Origin of the sequence: Streptomyces sp. WMMC940 (genome assembly GCF_027460265.1) — a bacterium.
Taxonomy (GTDB): Bacteria; Actinomycetota; Actinomycetes; order Streptomycetales; family Streptomycetaceae; genus Streptomyces.
This window is the reverse complement of sequence record NZ_JAPZBC010000001.1, coordinates 580,741-599,537: the sequence shown is the minus strand read 5'-3', so window position 1 is coordinate 599,537 and position 18,797 is coordinate 580,741. Positions and strand designations below refer to the sequence as shown.

17 protein-coding genes are annotated in these 18,797 nt (G+C 72.6%); 12 read left to right on the top strand and 5 right to left on the bottom strand.

What is annotated here, in order from left to right:
- The first annotated feature begins 2 nt into the window (after positions 1-2).
- The 6 genes from O7595_RS02810 to O7595_RS02785 all read left to right on the top strand — a co-directional run bounded on the left by O7595_RS02810 (position 3) and on the right by O7595_RS02785 (position 9,226).
- On the top strand, positions 3-2,942 hold the full coding sequence (locus tag O7595_RS02810; RefSeq protein WP_269727125.1) for a lantibiotic dehydratase: 2,940 nt from the start codon (positions 3-5) through the stop codon (positions 2,940-2,942).
- Positions 2,939-4,180, top strand: a complete 1,242-nt coding sequence (locus O7595_RS02805) for a lantibiotic dehydratase C-terminal domain-containing protein (RefSeq protein ID WP_269727124.1) — start codon at positions 2,939-2,941, stop codon at positions 4,178-4,180. The genes O7595_RS02810 and O7595_RS02805 overlap by 4 nt, the downstream gene beginning before the upstream one ends.
- A complete protein-coding gene (locus O7595_RS02800; protein WP_269727123.1) occupies positions 4,177-5,370 on the top strand; it encodes a peptidase M50 in 1,194 nt (397 codons plus the stop codon). The genes O7595_RS02805 and O7595_RS02800 overlap by 4 nt, the downstream gene beginning before the upstream one ends.
- Before the next feature lie 41 nt (positions 5,371-5,411).
- Entirely contained in the window at positions 5,412-6,341 is a 930-nt protein-coding gene (locus O7595_RS02795; protein WP_269727122.1) for an ABC transporter ATP-binding protein, read from the top strand.
- A 171-nt stretch (positions 6,342-6,512) separates the two neighbouring features.
- On the top strand, positions 6,513-7,265 hold the full coding sequence (locus O7595_RS02790; RefSeq protein ID WP_269727121.1) for an ABC transporter permease: 753 nt from the start codon (positions 6,513-6,515) through the stop codon (positions 7,263-7,265).
- Positions 7,262-9,226 carry a TOMM precursor leader peptide-binding protein gene (locus tag O7595_RS02785; RefSeq protein ID WP_269727120.1) on the top strand — a complete coding sequence of 655 codons (1,965 nt, stop codon included), beginning with the start codon at positions 7,262-7,264 and terminating at the stop codon, positions 9,224-9,226. The genes O7595_RS02790 and O7595_RS02785 overlap by 4 nt, the downstream gene beginning before the upstream one ends.
- 190 nt (positions 9,227-9,416) lie before the next feature.
- Here the strand turns inward: O7595_RS02785 and O7595_RS02780 are convergent, their stop codons facing one another.
- A complete protein-coding gene (locus O7595_RS02780; RefSeq protein ID WP_017948544.1) occupies positions 9,417-9,593 on the bottom strand; it encodes a thiazolylpeptide-type bacteriocin in 177 nt (58 codons plus the stop codon).
- A 221-nt stretch (positions 9,594-9,814) separates the two neighbouring features.
- Between O7595_RS02780 and O7595_RS02775 the strand changes: the two genes are divergently transcribed.
- A complete protein-coding gene (locus tag O7595_RS02775; RefSeq protein ID WP_269727119.1) occupies positions 9,815-11,047 on the top strand; it encodes an amidohydrolase in 1,233 nt (410 codons plus the stop codon).
- Entirely contained in the window at positions 11,044-11,301 is a 258-nt protein-coding gene (locus O7595_RS02770; protein WP_269727118.1) for a hypothetical protein, read from the top strand. The genes O7595_RS02775 and O7595_RS02770 overlap by 4 nt, the downstream gene beginning before the upstream one ends.
- Before the next feature lie 217 nt (positions 11,302-11,518).
- Here the strand turns inward: O7595_RS02770 and O7595_RS02765 are convergent, their stop codons facing one another.
- Complete coding sequence (locus O7595_RS02765; RefSeq protein ID WP_269732343.1) at positions 11,519-12,502, bottom strand: helix-turn-helix domain-containing protein; 984 nt, start codon at positions 12,500-12,502, stop codon at positions 11,519-11,521.
- 531 nt (positions 12,503-13,033) lie between these two features.
- Between O7595_RS02765 and O7595_RS02760 the strand changes: the two genes are divergently transcribed.
- Positions 13,034-13,480, top strand: a complete 447-nt coding sequence (locus O7595_RS02760; protein WP_269727117.1) for an SRPBCC family protein — start codon at positions 13,034-13,036, stop codon at positions 13,478-13,480.
- 437 nt (positions 13,481-13,917) lie between these two features.
- A complete protein-coding gene (locus tag O7595_RS02755; protein WP_269727116.1) occupies positions 13,918-14,655 on the top strand; it encodes a flavodoxin family protein in 738 nt (245 codons plus the stop codon).
- Positions 14,656-14,843: 188 nt separating this feature from the next.
- Here O7595_RS02755 and O7595_RS02750 read toward each other — a convergent pair whose 3' ends face one another.
- Positions 14,844-15,647: a DUF4142 domain-containing protein gene (locus tag O7595_RS02750; protein WP_269727115.1), complete on the bottom strand. Its 804-nt coding sequence runs from the start codon at positions 15,645-15,647 to the stop codon at positions 14,844-14,846.
- Between the two features lie 282 nt (positions 15,648-15,929).
- On the opposite strand from O7595_RS02750, the gene O7595_RS02745 reads away from it, so the two are divergent.
- Together O7595_RS02745 and O7595_RS02740 are read left to right on the top strand one after the other, a co-directional pair.
- Positions 15,930-16,460 (top strand): MarR family winged helix-turn-helix transcriptional regulator, encoded by a 531-nt coding sequence (locus O7595_RS02745; protein ID WP_269727114.1) that lies wholly within the window; start codon positions 15,930-15,932, stop codon positions 16,458-16,460.
- Between the two features lie 450 nt (positions 16,461-16,910).
- Entirely contained in the window at positions 16,911-17,771 is an 861-nt protein-coding gene (locus tag O7595_RS02740; RefSeq protein ID WP_269727113.1) for an endonuclease I family protein, read from the top strand.
- Between the two features lie 25 nt (positions 17,772-17,796).
- Here the strand turns inward: O7595_RS02740 and O7595_RS02735 are convergent, their stop codons facing one another.
- Together O7595_RS02735 and O7595_RS02730 are read right to left on the bottom strand one after the other, a co-directional pair.
- Positions 17,797-17,973, bottom strand: coding sequence for a zinc ribbon domain-containing protein (locus O7595_RS02735; RefSeq protein ID WP_269727112.1), 177 nt, complete (start codon positions 17,971-17,973; stop codon positions 17,797-17,799).
- Between the two features lie 177 nt (positions 17,974-18,150).
- Entirely contained in the window at positions 18,151-18,546 is a 396-nt protein-coding gene (locus tag O7595_RS02730) for a hypothetical protein (protein WP_269727111.1), read from the bottom strand.
- Positions 18,547-18,797 lie beyond the last annotated feature (251 nt).

Below are 18,797 nucleotides of genomic sequence, written 5' to 3'. Positions count from 1 at the left end.
CGATGGGCACCGGAAGGGTGGAGACCACGATGCCGTTCATGCTCCGCGTCGCCGGGCTGCCCGTCGACAGCGTGCGCCGACTCCGCTGCCCGGCGAGCCGCCGCTGGGCCGACGACGTGCTCATCGAGACCGAGCGGCTGGCCGTCGAGGGTACGCGCCTCGGCGGTCTGCTGCACGGGCTGATCGGACACAACGACGACGAGTCGTCCCGGCGCCTGCTGCTCGCCGTGCGCCGTGCGGTGTTCAACAACCGGCTGCCCAGGGACGCGGACATCGCGCTCGCGCAGGTCCGTGCACAGGACCCGGACACCGCGCGGATGCTGGAGCGCTGGCTCACCGACCGCCGGGCTCTCGACGGGCGCAGGGCCGAAGGCGCGGCTCTGCTCGCCCGGGAGACGGCCCGTGCCCGGGCAGCCCTCGGCCGACTGGCGGGGGAGCCGCGGTTGCGCGGCGGTCTGCTGCTGGCGTCCCCCACGCTGGATGCGCAACTCGACGACTGGCAGCGCCGGCTGGCCGCCGATCCGCACCGTGCGCCGGGGAAGAGGGACCGCAAGATCGAGCGCTCGCTGCTGGCGTATCTGTACCGCACGGCGTGCAAGACGAGTCCGTTCAGCACCTTCACCGGCGTGGTGCCGGGGGAGTTCACGATGGACGGAATGGCACCGGGCGGGACTCCGGCGGCCGGCGCGGACCTCGCGCGGCGTTCCGGGGAGGGTGCGGCACGGAGTTCCGGCGGGGACCCTGGGCGGCGTTCCGGGGAGGGTGCGGCTCGGTGGTGCGGCGACGATCCGGCCCCGTGCTCCGGCGAGGGGGCGGCCCCGTACCCCGTGGGCCGTTCGGCCCCTCGTGCGGACGCCGGACCCCGCCCGCGCGGCGACGACGGTCCGTTCCCCGGTGCCCACGACGCGCTGGCCGTCCGTGTCGACGACGAGTGGACCGGCCGCGCCCGGCTCAACGTGGCCGCTCTCGGCAGGCTCGCCGAGGCGGTCACCTCCGACCCCGCCCGGCGCGCCGATCTGCCACTGGCCCTCGCGCCCGGCTGGGGCCGGGTCGGTGACCGGGTGCGCTATGTGCGCCGCTGGACCACCTCCGGTGAGGAGGACACCGCCGTCACCTTCGACGCCGTCCAGGACCGGCTGTTCTTCCTGCGCCGCAGCGGCACCCTGGAGCGGCTCATCGCGCTGCTCGAGGACCGCGGCAGCCTCCGCCACGGCGAACTCGCCGCCTGGCTGGCCGCCGACCGCGGCGCCACCGCCGTCGAGGCGGAGCAGTACCTGACCGCCCTCCTCGACATCGGCATGGTCCAGGTCCCGGGACTGCGCACCGGCGTCCACGACATCGATCCGCTGCGGGCCTTCCAGGACTCGCTCCGCGCCCTCGGCAGCGACTGGGCCTCCGAACTCGCCGGCCGTCTCGGCACACCGCTCGCCCGCCTGGACCGTTTCGCCGCCGAGGCACCGCGCGACCGCCGCGAACTGCTCGACGGGCTGCGGGAGGACCTGCGGGCCGTGCAGACGGAACTGGGCGCCGCGCGCGGCAGGGTGCCGCAGACGGTGCTGTACGAGGACGTCGCCGCCGGCCGGGACGTACGGCTGCCCCTGGACCTCTGGACGCGGTCCGTCGCCGGGGCGCTGGGCGCCGTCGAACGCGTCCTGCCCGCCTTCGACCTCACCCTGCCGCAGCGCATCACCTTCAAGGGCTTCTTCGTCGCCCGCCACGGCCGCGGCGGACGCTGCGACGACCTGCTGAAACTCGTCCACGACTTCCACGAGGACTTCTTCGACCAGTACATCTCGTTCACCTCCCGGCGCACCCCCTTCGACTCCGAGGGACGGTACGTCCCGGAGGAGAACTGGCTGGGACTGCCGCAGCTCAAGGCGCTCGACAACGCCCGGCAGACGTTCGCCGAGGGCATGCGCGCCCTGTGGGAGAACCACGAGGGCGGTGGCGACCTCGTCGTCGGGGAGACCCTGCTCGCCGAGGTCGCCGGTGAACTCGACCCGATCACACCGCCGTTCATGCCGCTGAGCCATCACGTCCAGCTCGCCGTTCCGCGCGGGGGAGAGCCTCTGGCGGTGCTCAACCGCTCCTACGGAGGCGTCTCGTTCCCGTTCAGCCGCTTCGCCCACGGTTTCGAAGGACTGGAGGAGCGGCTGCTGCACCGCGCCGGCGAACTCTGCCCGGAAGGCGCCGTGCTGGCCGAGGTCACCGGCGGCCCGGTCACCAGCAACCTCAACCTCCACGGCCGGCTGACCGAGTACGAGATCGTCTGCCCGGGCGAGAGCGCCGGCCCGCCCGGGCCGTACGGCCTCCACCTCGACGATCTGCATCTGGTGCACGACGAGACCGAGGACCGGCTCGTCCTGCGGTCCGCCCGGCTCGGCCGCGAGGTCGTCCCCGTGTATCTCGGCTACCTCGTACCGCTCGCGCTGCCGGAGCTGCCCCGCACCCTGCTGCTGCTCTCGCCCAGCTCCATGTCCCCGCTGAACGTGTGGGGCGGCGTTCCCGAGAGCGATCCCGTCGGCGGGGTCACCCGCAGACCACGGGTGCGGCACGGCGGTGTCGTGCTCAGCCGGCGCAGCTGGAGCGCCCCCGCCTCCGCCCTTCCGTTGCACAGCGGGGGTGCGACGCAGGAGGAGTGGTTCCTGGGGTGGCACGCGTTCCGGCGCGCCCACGGACTGCCCGACCGGGTCTTCGCCACCGTCACGGACGGCGGGGCGCGCGGCGCGACCGGGGCCAAGCCGCAGTACGTCGACCTCGACAGCCCGCTGTCCCTGGCCGCGTTCGAGGGCACGCTCAGGACGTCGGAGGCCCGTGTGGTCCTCCGCGAGATGCTGCCCGACGAAAGCGGACTGCACGTGTCGTCCGCGCGGGGCCGCCATGTCGCCGAACTGGCCGTGGAGACCACGGCCGTCCCCACCCGACCGAAGGGACGACGATGAGCACGACCGCCGCCGGCCGGCCCCCCTCCGACAGCGAACGGCCCGTCCCCGGCTCCCGGGAGCCCTCCGCCACGGGCTCCGTCTCCGCGTCGGTACCGGGCCCGGTGCCCGCCGGGGGCGCGGTCCTCGCCGTCGCCCCCCCGGCCGTCGCGAGCCCGCCCTCCGCCGAGGCTCCGGCGTCCGCCGCGCACCCGGCCCCCGCACCCGCCGCCGCCCACGACTGGCAGGCCACCCACGTCTTCTACGCCGCCAATCCCCGGCCCATGCTCCTCCAGTGCATCCGGCCGCTGGTGGCGGAGTTGGAGGCCGACGGGCTGATATCCGGCTGGTTCTTCATCAACTACTGGCTGGAGGGACCGCACGTCCGACTGCGGCTGAAGCCCTCTTCGGCGGGGACCGCGGCGGAGGTGCGGCGCCGTACCGAGGAGGCCGTGGACGCCTTCCTCGCCGAGCGCCCGGCCCTCTACGAGGTGGACTCCGGTTTCCTCAACGACTTCTACAACACGCTGTTCGACATCGAGTTCCCCGGCGCCGAGCGCGGCCACTACACCGACGACCAGGGCCGGATGCGGCTGCGTCCGAACAACTCCCGCAGCGCGGAACCGTACGAGCCCGAGTACGGCAAGTACGGCGGGCCCGCCGGAGTCGCCCTCGCCGAATGGCACTTCCGGCACTCCAGCGATCTCGTCGTCGACGCCTTCCGTACCAAGAACCTGCATCTGCGCACGGTGCTCCTCGGCACGTCCGCGCAGCTGATGATGGTCATGTCCGGCACCTTCCTCCACGGGGACACCGAACTCGCCGGTTACCTGGACAGCTACTACACCTTCTGGCACCGGGCCTTCCCGGGCACGGGGTTCATCGGCAGCGAGGAGTACGACCGCAACTACGCCGCCATGGCCCCCTCGCTGGCGGCGCACTTCGCCCGCGTACGCTCCGCCACCCGCGACGGGGCGCCGGGCAGGCTGCCGTCGTTCCTGGCCGGGTGGGCGGAGCACTGCGCCGAACTGCGCGCCCGCGCCGAGAAGCTGGCCGCCGACGGCGACCTGGTGTTCCGCTCCTGGGACGGCGTGCGCGACGAGCGGGTCACCGACCCGGCGGCCGCGCTCCCGCTGCTCCTGTCCCCGTACATGCACATGACCAACAACCGTCTGCACGTCACCATCAGGGACGAGGCGTACCTCGCGCACGTACTCGGCCGCGCCCTGCGTGAACCCGCGCCCGGGGGTACGCCGTGACCGTCCCACCCGTCCCGGCGCGCTACCGTCCCGCACTCCGCCCCGGGGTGCTCCTCAGTGAGCCCCTGCTCCACGGACCGGACCTCGTCCACCTGATCAAGAACACCGGGAGCGGGCGGTCCTTCAAGATCGGCCCGCGGGAGCACTTCCTGATCTCCCGGATGGACGGCACCCGGACCGTGGAGGAGATCGGGGCCGACTACGCGGGACGGTTCGGGCGGCGTCTGGGCGACTCCCACTGGCGTTCCCTGCTGTCGCTGCTCGGCACGCGTGAACTCCTGGCGGGCCGCACCGGGCCCGCCGATGCGCCGGGCGACCCCGCACCCGGCACCGGACCCGCCCCCGTCGCCGGTTCACCGGCCGGATCCGCCTCCGCGGCCGCTCCCGGCACGGAGCCCCGTGCCGGGAGCGGCCGCGGGCTGCTGCGCGGCAGCGTCCGCCTCGTCGCCGACGCAAACGCGACCGCAGCCCGGCTGCACCGCGTCACCCGGCACCTGCTCTCACCGGCCGCGCTGCTGCCGATGCTGGCACTGACCGTCCTCATGGAGGCCACCCTGCTGCTGCGCATCGGTGAACTGCTCGACGGCGCCGCCGCCCTGTTCACCGCCCCGGCGCTCCTCCTCGCGGTCGCCACCCTGTTGTGGCTGAGCACCGCGCTGCACGAACTCGCCCACGGAGTGCTCGCGCACCATCAGGGCGGACGCGTGTCCGAGATAGGGCTGCGCTGGCGCCTTCCGGTGGTCATCATGTACTGCACCGTGGACGACTTCCTCCATCTGCCCGGCCGGCGCGGCAGAATCGCCACCGCAGGCGCGGGCGCCGCGGCGAACCTGCTGTTCCTCCTGCCGTTCTTCGCCGTCTGGGCGCTCGCCCCCCTCGACCACACCACCCGGCAGGCGCTCGGCGCCCTGCTCCTGCTGGGCAGCGTCCAGGCGTTCACGATGCTCCTCCCACTGCCTCCCCTCGACGGGTACAGGATCGTCGCCCAACTCCTGGGCGCCACCGGGCTCGCCGCCTCCACGGCCGTGTATCTGGGGCTCCTGCTCCGGCGCTCCCCGGCCGCCGCGCGCTACCCGCGGCGCGCCCGCCGCGCCTACGCCGCCTACACCGCGACCGTGGCACTCACCCTCGTCCTGCTCGCGGCCGCCGTTTCGGCGGTCGCCCACCACTACCTCACCACCGCACCATGACGGCTTCCGGCCGCGATCCGCTTCCACCGAAGGAGAGTTCCATGCCCCCCACCGCCGGCCCGCAGGACGGCCCGGCCGTCGTCCTGGACGCAGTGCACAAGCGCTACGGTGCCGTGCAGGCCGTCGACGGCGTGTCCCTGACCGTCCCACGGGGTGAGTTCTTCGGACTGCTCGGGCCCAACGGCGCGGGAAAGACCACCCTCGTGGAGATCGTGGAGGGCCAGCGCCGCGCCGACTCGGGCACCGTCACCGTCCTCGGGCACAGCCCCTGGCCGAGGAACCCGGCACTTCTCTCACGCGTCGGCGTGCAGACCCAGTCCTCCGCCTTCTTCGTCCGGCTCACCGCCCGGGAACATCTGCGCACCGTGGCCGCCCTGTACCGCAGGGACGACGCCGCCGCCGAGCGCGCGCTGGCCTCCGTCGGACTCACCGAGCAGGGCGGTACCCGTGTCGACGACCTCTCCGGCGGGCAGCGGCAGCGGCTCGCCATCGCCTCCGCACTCGTCCACGAACCCGAACTGATCTTCCTCGACGAGCCGACCGCGTCCCTCGACCCGCAGGCCCGCAGGGCGCTGTGGCAGGTGCTGCGCGACCTCAAGGGCGCAGGCCGCACCATCGTCTACACCACCCACCACCTCGACGAGGCCGAGGAGTTGTGCGACCGGGTGGCGATCCTCGTCGACGGCCGTGTCGCCGCGCTGGACAGCCCCGGCCGGCTGATCGAGCTGGGCAGCCCCACCACCCGGCTGCTCGTTCCCGCCGAACGACTCGACCTGGAGACCGCCCGGGGCATCCCCGGTGTCGAACGGGCCACCCTCGAAGGCGACTCGGTGGTCCTGGAGACCCTCGACGCCGGGAGCGTCCTCCAGGCCGTCGACGCCCTCGCCGGACTCCGGGGCGTCCGCACGCGCACGGCCGGCCTGGAGGACGTCTACCTCCAGCTGACCGGCGCGGCCGACCCCGGCGCGTGACCCGCCCGCGCACCCCGATCCCATCCCGCCCGGGCCACGCCTCCCGCTACCGCTTCCCACGCCACCGAGCCGGCCCTCCCGCTACCGCTTCCCGCCCCCACCGAGTCAGTCCTCCCGACACCGCGTCCCGCCGGCGCCGACCGTCGGCCACGAACCACGGAGACCTCCGCCATGAGCGCCTACGCCGCGCTGACCACGGCCGGATACCGGGCCTACACCCGGGACCGGACCACGCTCTTCTTCACCTTCGCCTTCCCCCTGCTGTTCCTCGTCGTCTTCGGCCTGATCTTCGGTGGTCAGACCGTCGAGCAGAGCGGCCGTCCGTACATCGACCACATCGCCCCCGGCGTGCTCGCCTGGGGCGTCGGCAACGCCGCCGTCTTCGGGGTCGCGTTCGTCCTGATGCAGTGGCGCCGCGACGACATCCTGCGTCTCATCCGGATGACTCCGACACCCGTCACCGCGGTGATCGCTTCCCGCTACGTGCTGGCGGTCGCCGTCGGACTCGTGCAGGCCGTGCTGTTCGTCGCCGTGGCCATGCTGCCGTTCTTCGGTCTGCGCGTCTCCGGGAGCTGGCCGCTGGCGCTGCCCGTGCTCCTCCTCGGCATCACGGCCTTCCTGATGCTGGGAGTGATCGTCGGCTCCTACGCGAGGACCCCCGAGGCCGTCGCCGCCGTCGCCAACTGCCTGATGATCCCGATGGCGTTCCTGTCCGGTTCCTTCCTCCCGCTGGACATGATGCCGGACTGGATGCAGAGCCTCTCCCGGGCGCTGCCCCTGCGCTACCTCAACGACGGCGTCTCCGGCGCGCTCACGGACGGCAGCACCGGCGGCATCCTCCTCGACTGCGGTGTGCTGGCAGGCTTCGCCGTGGTGTTCGGCGCCGTGGCCGTCAGGACGTTCCGCTGGAGCGACAGGGCATGACGACCGCCGCCGCGGCCCCCGCCGCACCACCGCTGGGACGAGCCACCGGCCACCTCCAAGACGCGCTCGCCGCTCGCCGTGCGGCACTCGGCGACGCCGGCCTCCCCGTACCGCTCGTCGTGCCGCTCGGTGCCGCCGACGTCCTCGGCACGGGCGCCCCCGACCCGTACGCGGCGACACGCCCCCGGGCGAACGTCCAGCTGACCGCGCGCGCCGCCCTGATCGGGCCGTGGGGCGGCGCCCGTGGACCGGCGTGCGGCCAGTGCCTCGCCATGCGCTGGCAGCGACTACGCGGCCGCTCCGAACGCGAGGCACTCGAACGGGGCCGACCGCCGCACGGAGCCGCGGCCTGGCCGCTGCTCACCCCGTACGCCGTCGACGCGGTGTGGGCCGTCTACCGGGCGGCCCTCGGCGGACGCCTCACCCCGCCGGCCACGGCCCCGGCCGACCGCGCCCTGCCGCAGGTCACCCGCGTCGACCTCGGGACCCTCGCGACCGTGACCGTCCCCCTCCTGCCCGAACCCCTGTGTCCGTCCTGCGTCACGACGGTCCCCGAGACCGCGGACGCCGCCCGGACCACGCTGCTGCCCACCGCCAAACCGGACCCCGGCCGCTACCGGCTGCGTCCCGCCTCCTCGTACGCGCTCCCCGAACAGGCGCTCGCCAACCCGGTCTGCGGGGCACTCGGCGCCCGCACCTGGATCAACCCCGCCTCGACCACCACCGCGCCCGTCGCCGGCACCAACTTCGTCCGCGGTTACGCCGGTCTCAACGACGTCACCTGGAGCGGCCAGGCCAACAGCTATGCCGCAAGCCGTACGCTGGCGCATCTGGAAGGTCTGGAACGCTACGCGGGCACCCACCGCCGCCGCGGCACCACCCCCGTGACGGCCTCGTACGACGCCCTGGTCGCCGATGGCACCCCCGCCCTCGACCCCGCGGTCCGCGGCCTCTACGCCCCCGAGACCTATGCGAGCGACCCGCTCGTCAGCCCCTTCGACCCGGCCCGGGAGATCCCCTGGGTCTGGGGCCACTCGCTGCGCGACGACCGGCCGGTGCTCGTCCCCGCCCGCCTCGCCCACTACAGCGCGGGAGTGGACGCGGACAACTTCGTCTTCGAGTGCTCCAACGGATGTGCGACCGGGGGCAGTCCGGCGGAGGCGATCCTCTTCGCCCTGCTGGAGCTCGTCGAACGCGACGCCTTCCTGCTGGCCTGGTACGGGCGCGCCCGGCTCACCGCGATCGACCTCCGCACCTGCCGGCGCACCGCGATCCGCGCCATGATCGACCGGGCGGCGCTGCACGGCTACGACGTCCACGCCTACGACACCACCATGGACCTCGCCGTGCCCGTGGTCACCGCGCTCGCCGTCCGCCGCGACGGCGGCCCCGGGACGCTGTCCTTCGGGGCGGCGGCCGGGTTCGACCCCGAGGAGACCGTGGAGTCCGCCCTCTCCGAGGTGCTCACGTACATCCCGCACCTGCCGCACCAGGTGGCCGAGCGTCGCGGCGAACTGCTCCAAATGGCCCGTGACTACACCAGGGTGCTCCACCTCAAGGACCACGCCCAGCTGTTCGGCCTGCCCGAAATGGCATCCCACGCACAGGAGTTCCTGGAGCCTGCCGGACTGCTGCCGCTCGAGGCCGCGTTCCGCGAATGGACGGCCTCGATGCGGCCGGGGACCGACGACCTCCGTGACGACGTGCGCTTCCTCGTACGGCGGATCACCGGCGCCGGCCATGACGTCGTCGTCGTGGACCAGACGACACCGGAGCAGCGCCGGATGGGGCTGCACACGGTGGCCATGGTCGTCCCGGGCATCCTGCCGCTCGACTTCGGCTGGTCCCGGCAGCGGGCCCTGCTGATGCCGCGGCTGCGAACCGGGCTGCGTGACGCCGGACGGCGCCCGGACGCACTGCCCGCATCGGAGGTCAGGGCCGTTCCCCACCCTTTCCCATGACGGCACGTCATCCACCGGGGAGCGGCCGGGAAGGGGCCTTCCGGCGCGGGGACGGCGGTCGGTGAGACGTACGCATCAAGGTCCGCGCGCCGCGCCAAGGCCCCCCCACGCGAGCGGCCTCCCGCCCGGCGAAAGGGTCCCACCGGGCGGGAGGCCGTGGTCCGTCCGCGGACGGTCGGCGCTCCTGGGATCAGGCGCTGCAGGACGTGGTGCTGGTGGTGCTGGAGCAGGTCGACGTGGAGGAACACGACGTCGAGCCGGCGAGGACGACCTCGGCGGCGTCGGAGTAGTCCGAGATCTCGAAGGTCTCGGACTCCAGCTCCAGGATCTCGTCGGCGAGCGTGGCGAGTTCGGGCTTCGGGGTCATGGGCGTCTCCCTCGGTGTGCGGGTCCGGCCGGCGGTTCCGGCGGTCTCCCTCGCACGGTCCATTGCAGCCGAACGCCCTTTCACCTCACCTCGGCTGTCACTGACACTTCGCTGACACCCCGTGTCAGCGGAACGCCGGACCAATGGCGTGTGGGCCGGGGACGCTCGTGGGGAGCCGCCTTCCGGTCCGTCACCGCCGCACGGAGGGGCAAGGAGATCCCATGACCGCACCAGAGGTCCCGCGGGACGTCCTGAGGGACGCCACCGCGCTGTACGTCGATCTGCACGCCCATCCCGAACTGTCGGGCGCGGAGGCCCGCACCGCCGGGGCCCTCGCCGACCGGCTCGAACGGCACGGCTGCGAGGTGGCCCGAGGCGTCGGCGGGCACGGAGTCGTCGGCGTCCTCCGCAACGGCCCCGGCCCCACGGTGACGGTCCGCGCCGAACTGGACGCACTGCCGGTACGGGAGCGCACCGGCCTGAGGTACGCCAGCACCGTCCCCGGCGTCATGCACGCCTGCGGACACGACCTGCACACCGCCGCGGTCGCCGGTGCCGCCGCGCTCCTCGGCGCCGACCGCGCCTCCTGGCGGGGCACGCTGGTACTCGTCGGACAGCCCGCGGAGGAGACCCTCAGCGGGGCCAGGGCGATGCTCGACGACGGCCTCTACGACCGCTTCGGAATCCCCGACGCGGTGCTCGCCCAGCACTGCGCGCCGCTGCCCGCCGGGTCGGTGGCCCACGGGCGGGGGCCGCTGATGTCCGCCGGCGTCACCCTCGACGTGGTCGTCCACGGCCGCGGCGGACACGCCGGCGCCCCGCACCTCGCCGTGGACCCGGTGGTGACCGCCGCATCCGTCGTCATACGGCTCCAGACGGTGGTGTCCCGCGAGACCGCCCCCGGCGAGCGGGTCGTGCTCACCGTCGGCTCCCTCCACGCCGGGGACCGGGCCAATGTGATCCCCTCCGAGGCCCGGCTGTCCGTCTCCATCAGGGCGTTCGACGACGCCTCCCTGTCCAGGGTGACCGACGCCGTCCGGCGCGTCGTACGCGCCGAGTGCGCCGCCTCCGGATGCGACCGGGACCCGGAGATCACGGTCACGGCCGCCTCGCCCGTGCTCGTGGCCCATCCGGACACTGCGCACCGGGTGCGTCGCGCCCACGAGGAGGTCTTCGGGGCGCACCGGGTGAGCGACTGGCCCGGCTCGACCGCCACGGAGGACTTCCCCCACTACGCCGCGGGCGGGGTGCCCGTCGCCTACTGGATGCTCGGTGCCACCGGCGCCCGGCAGTGGCGCGCCGCGAGGGACGGCGGCGAGCCGCTGCCGGCCAACCACGCGGACACGTTCGCGCCCGACGTACGCACGGCCCTCCCGGCCGGCATCACCGCGATGGCCACCGCCGCACGCAGCCTGCTGGGCAGTCCTGACGGGCGGGAGGGCCGGCGGCGATGAGCTCCGGTCGGCCGGACTACGTCGACGTCGTCGCCGTGCGCGACGATCGCTCCGCGCCCGCGGGCGAGACCACCGTCATCCGACTGCTGGGCCTCCTGCCGGGGCACTGGCCGTGCCTGCCCGAGGTCCGTGCAGACCGCATCCGGCTGCGGATCGCCCTCGACGCGGTCACCGATCCGCGCGCGGTCAGCAGCGCCGTCAGCCGGGCCCTGGCGGACTCGGGGCTGCGCGGCTGGTCCCACGACCGGGGCTGAACCACCGCGCCGGGGCACGACGGCGAACCGGCCCCGTCGGACCGGCCGAGCGGGCGCGGACAGGGCTGGACGGAATCCCGTGGTCCGGACCCCGCAGATCGGCCCCGCGGCGGACTGGGCCGGGCGGAACCCCGAGGTCCGGACCCCGCAGATCGGCCCCGTCATCGACCGGACCCCACGGCCGGCCGGTCCGAGGGCACCCGGCCGCGTTCCGCGGTCACACCCAGCCGCGCTCCCTCGCGAGCAGCGCCGCATGAGCCCGGTTCACCGCACTCAGCTTCTGCATGATGTCCGCGACATGGCGCCGGTACGTCCGCACCGACACGCCCAGCTCCCGCGCCCCCACCTCGTCCTTGCCCGCCGAGCACATCGACAGCAGCACCCGCCGTTCGGTACCGGTCAACCGCTCCCCGGTCTCCGGCCCGGCCACGGCGGTCAGTTGCTCGGCCTGGGACCAGATCTTCTCGAACAGGGCGATGATGTTCGCCACCAGCCCGTTGCTGCGGGCCAGCAGCGCACCCCGAGCCGTGTTGCGCGGATCCACGGGCACCAGCGCCGTATGGCCGTCGTACACGAGGATCCGCTCGGTTATGTTCTCCGCCACCCTGATCATCGCGCCTTCCGCGACCAGCTCCCGCAGATAGCCCGCGGTCGGCGGATTGTCGAGCGCGGCCCGGAGCACGACGTTCCGGATGCGCACCCCCCTGCGGAGACAGCGCGTGTCGAGCGGCCTCGACCGGGCGATGTTCTCGGCCGACAGTTTGGTGTACGGCTCGACCGACAGGATCTCGTCCCGGGCGAAGAACGCGAGGTCCTCGATGCGGTTGCGGATGTCGTCCAGCCCGTGCAACTGCTCGATGCCCTGCGGTGCCATCCACTCGCCCTGCTCGGCCCGCAGCCCCTGGATGACGTGCCGGGCCTGCGTCACCCGCTGCAACTCCTGGTGCAGCGCGTGCAGTCGGGCGTCCGTGAGCCTGGCCACGGCGACCTCGGGATCCGCTGGAGTGATACGACCGTCGGCGCCCGTGGGGTGGATCAGACCGAGCCGGCGCAGCCGCTCCAGGCACCGCTCCGGGTTCTGCCCCCGGCTCGGCCCGTCCTTGTGCGCGAGCGCGTGCAGGTCCTCGATCGTGGTGTCGGGGTTCCGCAGAAAGTGCCGGTAGAGCTCTTCCTCCGCGGCGGACACGCCGAACACGGCCATCTCGTTCTCACGCAACTCGCCCTCGGTGTATGAGTTCGGTCGGCCGGGAAGGGGTGGCCCCCGGCTTCGTACCACCGAAGGTTATCCCGCATACCAGGCATTCGGCCGTCCTCGTCCCGCACCGTTCCTCCCGACGCAGGCGGGACTTGACCGGACCGCTCGGTTCCGGGACGCGGCACGGCGAGGGGTCCGGTGGTTCCCCCAGGTACGTCGGCACGGTGGTGCCGCGTCCCGCCGTTCGGGCAACCGGACGACGCTCCGACTTCCCAGGCCCGCCTCCGGAATCGCGTCCTCACCCGCATCCACACCCGCACCCGCACGCGCACTGCACGAAGAGGAGCACCCGGGGCCAGAGCTGCCGAGGGTGCGGTACCGCACGCCGGCGGAACCCGCGGGTCCGCACCTCCCCGTCGGCGGTCATGGATCACGGCTCACCGGGTACACGCGCCGGCGGCGGGGCACCTCCCCCGCCGTCCCGCGGCTTCGCCGGTTCGCGGTTCCGCGGGTCCGAAGCGACGAGAGGAGACGAGGATGTCGCAGGTCGAGGAATCCATCGAGGTCGACGTCCCGGTGCGCACGGCGTACAACCAGTGGACGCAGTTCACGTCCTTCCCGCAGTTCATGGACGGGGTCGAGCGGATCGACCAGCTCTCCGACACCCTGACCCACTGGACCACCTCGATCGACGGCGTGCGGCGGCAGTTCGACGCGAAGATCACCGAGCAGATCCCGGACGAACGCGTCGCCTGGACGACCGTCGAAGGGGAACGGCAGGCCGGAGCCGTGACCTTCCACCGCCTGGCCGAAGGGAGGACCAAGGTCATGCTGCAGATGGACTTCGATCCTCAGGGCCTGGCAGAGACCGTCGGGGACAAGCTCGGCTTCGTCAGGCGGCAGGTCACCGGCGACCTGGAGCGCTTCAAGCGCTTCATCGAGTCCCGGGGTACGGAGACCGGAGCGTGGCGCGGCGAGGTGTGAGCGTGCGCGAGGCGTGACGGTCTTGTGGGGGAGGCGGGCCGCCGTCGCGGACGCAGGAGGGGCGGCCCGCCCGGCACCGCCACCGGGGGGTGCCGGCTGCGATCGTGTTCGTGGCGACGCGTGGACGCACCTGGCAGCGCTACGGCGCCAGGCGTCTGCGCCGGCGGCCATCGCGCGAGCGTCCGGTGATCGTTCCGCGGGTCCGGCACCGCTCACGCCGCCACCGGTGAGTGGGTGCCGGGTGATGAGGGCGGCCCGCCGCCTCGTACCGGCAGGTCACCGGCCCTGGCCCGGCCGGGGACGAACCGTGTCGTCGGCCGTCGGAGTGATCGTGGACGGACCGCGGCGCCGCAGCGTCCGGGCGATCGGCCCCGCGAGCACGATGGACGCTCCGCACCCCGGTCAACGCCACCGCGGAGTACCCACAGGAGGACCTCGTGACCACTCAGCCGTCCGGCTCCGCCGCGCCGTCCGCTCGCTACGACGACCTGCGCGCCCTCTTCGTCAACTGCACCCTGAAACGCTCTCCCGAGACCAGCAACACCCAAGGTCTGATCGACAGGAGCCGCACCCTGATGGAGCGCCAGGGCGTCGGCGTCGACGTCGTACGCGCCGTCGACCACGACATCGCCACCGGGGTGTGGCCGGACATGACCGAACACGGTTGGGAGACCGACGCCTGGCCCGCGCTCTACGAGCAGGTGATGGCGTCCGACATCCTCGTCCTCGCCGGTCCCATCTGGCTCGGCGACAACAGCTCCGTCATGAAGCGGGTGATCGAGCGGCTGTACGCCTGCTCCAGCCTGCTCAACGACAAGGGGCAGTACGCCTATTACGGACGGGTCGGAGGCTGCCTGATCACCGGAAACGAGGACGGCGTCAAGCACTGTGCCATGAACGTGCTCTACAGCCTCCAGCACCTCGGTTACACCATCCCGCCGCAGGCCGACGCGGGCTGGATCGGCGAGGCCGGCCCGGGACCCTCCTATCTGGACCCCGGTTCGGGCGGACCCGAGAACGAGTTCACCCATCGCAACACCACGTTCATGACGTGGAACCTGCTGCACGTGGCCGCGCTGCTCAAACGGGCGGGCGGCATTCCCGCACACGGCAATCAGCGCACGGAATGGGATGCGGGGTGTCGCTTCGACTCCCCGAACCCCGAACACCGGTAGAGCCGGAGAGGAGGGTTTCCGTCGACGCGCCGGATGCCGTGGTCGGCCGCGCACCGTGCCGGTGCCCCAGCTCCCAGGCGTGGACGGCCCGTCGCCGGGCCCTCCTCACTCGAATCATCGCGTAGTGCAAAGCTGAGCTCCAGGGCCGTGCGAACCGGCTGGAGGACACGATTCCGCCCGGGTCGCCGTCACTGGCGCGGGGCGACGGACTTCTCGACCTCCGCCAGCGTGTCGTTGTCCACCAGGCCCGTGTCCTCCAGGACCTCCATGTGGTCCAGGACCGTCTGGTTGGCCTGCCGTGCATGACGGCGGATCAGGTCGTTCTGCGTGGCCGCCCGCACCTCGGCGATCGTGGCGAAGATCTTGCCGTGCGAGGAGCGCAGGACGTTGGCGAAGAGCCGGTCGAATTCGGCTCCCCGGGCGTTCTCCAACTGCTTGACCCAGTCCTGCTGTTCGGCCGTCGCCTCCTCCGGCAGCGGCACACCCAGGATCCTCGCGTCCTCGCGGACGAGCTGGTCGAGCTTGCTGTGCCCGTCCAGCAGGTGCAGACCGGCGCGTTTGACGGCTTCGCTCGCGGCGTTCGTCTGGGCCAGCCGGCCCGCCGGGATCTCCCACAGGCCCGCCTGACGCACCCTGACGAGGAACGTCTTGTCCACCTCGGTCACCGGCTGCGGCCCTGCCTGAGCACTTCCCGCGTCGTCCGCCGCGCCGTCGTCCGCCGCGCCGTCGTCCGCCGCGCCGTCGTCCGTCGTGCCGTCGTCCTCCGCGCCGGTCGCATGACCGACACCGGACGAATGCCCGTATCCCGCCCCCGCGTTCTGCCCGTAGCCGCCCGGCGCCGCGACTCCGGCGGGTGACGATGCGGCCGACGCGTCGTCGTCGCCTCCGCGGGTCACGATCAGCACGGTGGCGATGACGGCGCACACCGCGACGATGACACCGAGGGTCCGCAGGGGAATCCCGGACTCGGCTGCGCGTCGGTTCGGACTCATGATGTCTCCCGGTTCGGCATGGTGTTCCTCGTCGTGCACGTCGCCGGGAGCTGTTGCGGGCGGCCGGCACGGCAATCAGCCAGCAGTACGGACACGGGCTCCGGTGTGTTCAGCGGTTCACGGGGATTTCCGGCGGACGCGGGATCGGAGGGGGAGTCCAGCGGCCCGAGGCGCCGGACGCGGACCGGCGACCCGGATGCATGACCGCGGTGACCGGGGCGGTGCTCGGTCACGGCCGGGGCGCGGTACGGCGGGTCGGCGGGACAGGGTAGAAAAGGGGGTATGGCCGACGAGGGGGAGTCCGCGGAGCGCTTCGACGACGTCGAGGCGGTGACGCGCGCCGTGTTGACCGCGTCCAGGCTGCTCGTCGCCGTCTCCGCCCGCTCCCTGGCGGCGGTCGAGGACCGGGTGACGCTGCCCCAGCTCCGACTGCTGGTGATGCTCTCCATGCACGGGCCGGCGAAGCTCGTGGTGCTCGCCGAGCGTCTCGGCGTCAACCCCTCCACGGCGATGCGCATGATCGACCGGCTGATCACGGCCGGCCTCGTGGACCGCCGAACGAATCCGGCCAACCGGCGCGAGACGGTGCTGCGGTTGACGGACGAGGGTCGCGTCCTCGTCGAGGACGTCACCGGTCGCCGACGGCGGGAGATCGAGACGATCGTGACGCGGATGGCCCCTGCCCGGCGCACCGCCTTGATCGACGCGCTCACCGCCTTCAACGGGGCGGGACGCGAACCGTGCGCACCGCCCGCGGACAGCGCGATGTACCCACTGGGCTGGACGGACGCACCGCTTCCGCGGGGAGACTGACACACCGGGTGCCGGCGACGAAGACGGCCGCGGCTCGGCCGGCCGGTCGCCTCGCCGCGCCACGCCGAGGACGGCACGGCGGTGCACGCGCACCACTGTTGTGCGACGGCAGCACGCAGTGCGTCCGACCCAGTGGGGGAGGGGTTCGCAGAGCGCCTGGCGATGATGCGGAGCGGAATGGATAGGCGCGCATTCAAGAGCGCTGTCGTTCCAACGCCCTTTCTGCCCGGTGCTGTCGCCCATCGACACGACGCGATTCACCCACCGAGGGGCGCGCGCCGGCCGCGTGTTCCGTGGCGTTCACGGTGTCGGCACACGATGGGCGCTGCCCGTCCACGCGGTGACGCCCATCCCGTGGAAAGCTCCGTGCTCGAACAACTGTTGCTTCGCATCGGCGTGCACGAGAGTGATCCGCCGGTCGCCCGAACAGGGAGAGGACACCCCCCACACATGTCCACCCACCGCCTCAAGCGCCGGAAACCGTGGCACGTTGCCGTCGTCACCGCGGCAGCCACCGCCATCGCCGCCCCCGCGGCCGCGACGGCCACCCAGGCACCCCCCGCCTCCACCCCCATTCCCACCCCCGCCCGGTCCGCCGGCGCGGTGGGCGCGTACGACGACACGTACTACAGGGACGCGTTGGGCAAGACCGGTCCGGAGCTGAAGGAGGCCCTCCACACCATCGTCAGCGACCAGACCCGGCTCACCTACGACCAGGTCTGGGACGCGCTGAAGGCCACGGACGAGGACCCGGAGAACCCGTCGAACGTGATCCTGCTCTACAGCGGCCGGTCGCAGAGCAAGGACGGCAACGGAACCGGAGACGACGACTGGAACCGGGAGCACGTATGGGCCAAGTCCCACGGGGACTTCGGAACGGACGTCGGCCCCGGCACCGACCTCCACCATCTGCGCCCCACCGACGTCACCGTCAACAGCAGGCGCGGCAACAAGGACTTCGACACCGGCGGCGAGGAGGTCGAGGAAGCCCCCGGCAACCGAGCCGACAGTGACTCGTTCGAGCCGCGCGACGAGGTCAAGGGCGATGTCGCCCGCATGATCCTCTACATGGCCGTCCGCTACGACGGGGGCGACGGCGTCCCCGACCTCGAACCCGACGACAGTGTCGACAACGGCTCCGCGCCCCGCATCGGCCGGCTGTCGGTGCTGAGGCAGTGGAACAAGCAGGACCCGCCGGACGAATTCGAGAGGAAGCGCAACCAGACCGTGTTCGACGAGTTCCAGCACAACCGGAACCCGTTCATAGACCACCCCGAGTGGGTGGACGACATGTACTCCACCTACGCGTAGACGCGCGGGGTTCCCGTGTCGGTGGCTAGGCCGCCGTGCAGAGGTCCGGACCGGCCCTGTTGAGGACGTTCGTCGCGCCGACGTGGTCCGCGTTCGCTGCGAACCCGCACGCCGTGAACTGGAACTTCGCTTGGGTGGCGCGGTTCTCCTTCGCGGTGTGCCCGCAGGACGGGCACCGGCGGGAGGTGGTGCGGGGCTCCACGCGATGACGGTCCGACCGGCGCTTTCAGCGTTGTTGGCGAGGACCGTGAGGAGCCCCCCACCGCGTCGAGGATGACCGTCGTGGCCGCCCGCCCAGGCGTTCGGGGTCCTTGCGGTCGATGATGAGGTCCTTGACCGTCGGTTGGGTTCTCGCCACACGGTGAGCCTCGCGGATGCCTCACACCGGGATGCGGCGGGCGATGAAGCGGCCGACGCAGTTCCGTTCGGCGATGACGGGGAGGACGCACAGACCGATGAAGCCCGTGCCCGCGAACAAGGCCGACTGCAGGTAGAGCTCGTACATGCCCGTGCCCTCGCGAAGCAGCTCGTAGCAGCTCGTCGCCATCAGGGCGGCGAGCACGCACATGCCGGGGAGCATCAGCACCAGGAGGGCACCGCCCAGCGCGTACGGCCAGTTGCGGTTCCGGGCGGCGCCGCGGGTACGGATCGTGTCTGCGGGCTCTGCGGGCTCTGCGGGCTCTGCGGGCGACGGCACGGCGGCCGTCGCGGGCTGTCGCGGGACGTCGGGGCCGCCGACGCGAACCTCTGTGCGGAAGTTCATCGACGTGTACATGAGCCATTCACCTGCAGTCATCGCGGTCCGGGGAGTCGAGGAAGAGGCGACGGCCGCCGCGTCGTCCGGAGCCGAGGGCCTCTGATTCCAGTAAGACCGAACGGACGGCTGCTGTCCCGAGACGGGAATTCGGGGCTTGACACCACAGGTCGGTCATGCTTCGCGCATCCGCCTCTCGGGCCCGGACCGTACAGCGACACCACGGAAGCGCAACGTGAGGGAGAGCGGAGGTGTGGGAGGGGGTCCAGGCC

Coding starts and splice junctions, on each gene's coding strand:
- O7595_RS02775 (WP_269727119.1), top strand. CDS start 9,815: ATGACCGCACCAGAGGTCCCGCGGGACGTCCTGAGGGACGCCACCGCG.
- O7595_RS02805 (WP_269727124.1), top strand. CDS start 2,939: ATGAGCACGACCGCCGCCGGCCGGCCCCCCTCCGACAGCGAACGGCCC.
- O7595_RS02745 (WP_269727114.1), top strand. CDS start 15,930: ATGGCCGACGAGGGGGAGTCCGCGGAGCGCTTCGACGACGTCGAGGCG.
- O7595_RS02730 (WP_269727111.1), bottom strand. CDS start 18,546: ATGTACACGTCGATGAACTTCCGCACAGAGGTTCGCGTCGGCGGCCCC.
- O7595_RS02765 (WP_269732343.1), bottom strand. CDS start 12,502: ATGGCCGTGTTCGGCGTGTCCGCCGCGGAGGAAGAGCTCTACCGGCAC.
- O7595_RS02795 (WP_269727122.1), top strand. CDS start 5,412: ATGCCCCCCACCGCCGGCCCGCAGGACGGCCCGGCCGTCGTCCTGGAC.
- O7595_RS02770 (WP_269727118.1), top strand. CDS start 11,044: ATGAGCTCCGGTCGGCCGGACTACGTCGACGTCGTCGCCGTGCGCGAC.
- O7595_RS02740 (WP_269727113.1), top strand. CDS start 16,911: ATGTCCACCCACCGCCTCAAGCGCCGGAAACCGTGGCACGTTGCCGTC.
- O7595_RS02790 (WP_269727121.1), top strand. CDS start 6,513: ATGAGCGCCTACGCCGCGCTGACCACGGCCGGATACCGGGCCTACACC.
- O7595_RS02785 (WP_269727120.1), top strand. CDS start 7,262: ATGACGACCGCCGCCGCGGCCCCCGCCGCACCACCGCTGGGACGAGCC.
- O7595_RS02780 (WP_017948544.1), bottom strand. CDS start 9,593: ATGACCCCGAAGCCCGAACTCGCCACGCTCGCCGACGAGATCCTGGAG.
- O7595_RS02760 (WP_269727117.1), top strand. CDS start 13,034: ATGTCGCAGGTCGAGGAATCCATCGAGGTCGACGTCCCGGTGCGCACG.
- O7595_RS02750 (WP_269727115.1), bottom strand. CDS start 15,647: ATGAGTCCGAACCGACGCGCAGCCGAGTCCGGGATTCCCCTGCGGACC.
- O7595_RS02810 (WP_269727125.1), top strand. CDS start 3: ATGGGCACCGGAAGGGTGGAGACCACGATGCCGTTCATGCTCCGCGTC.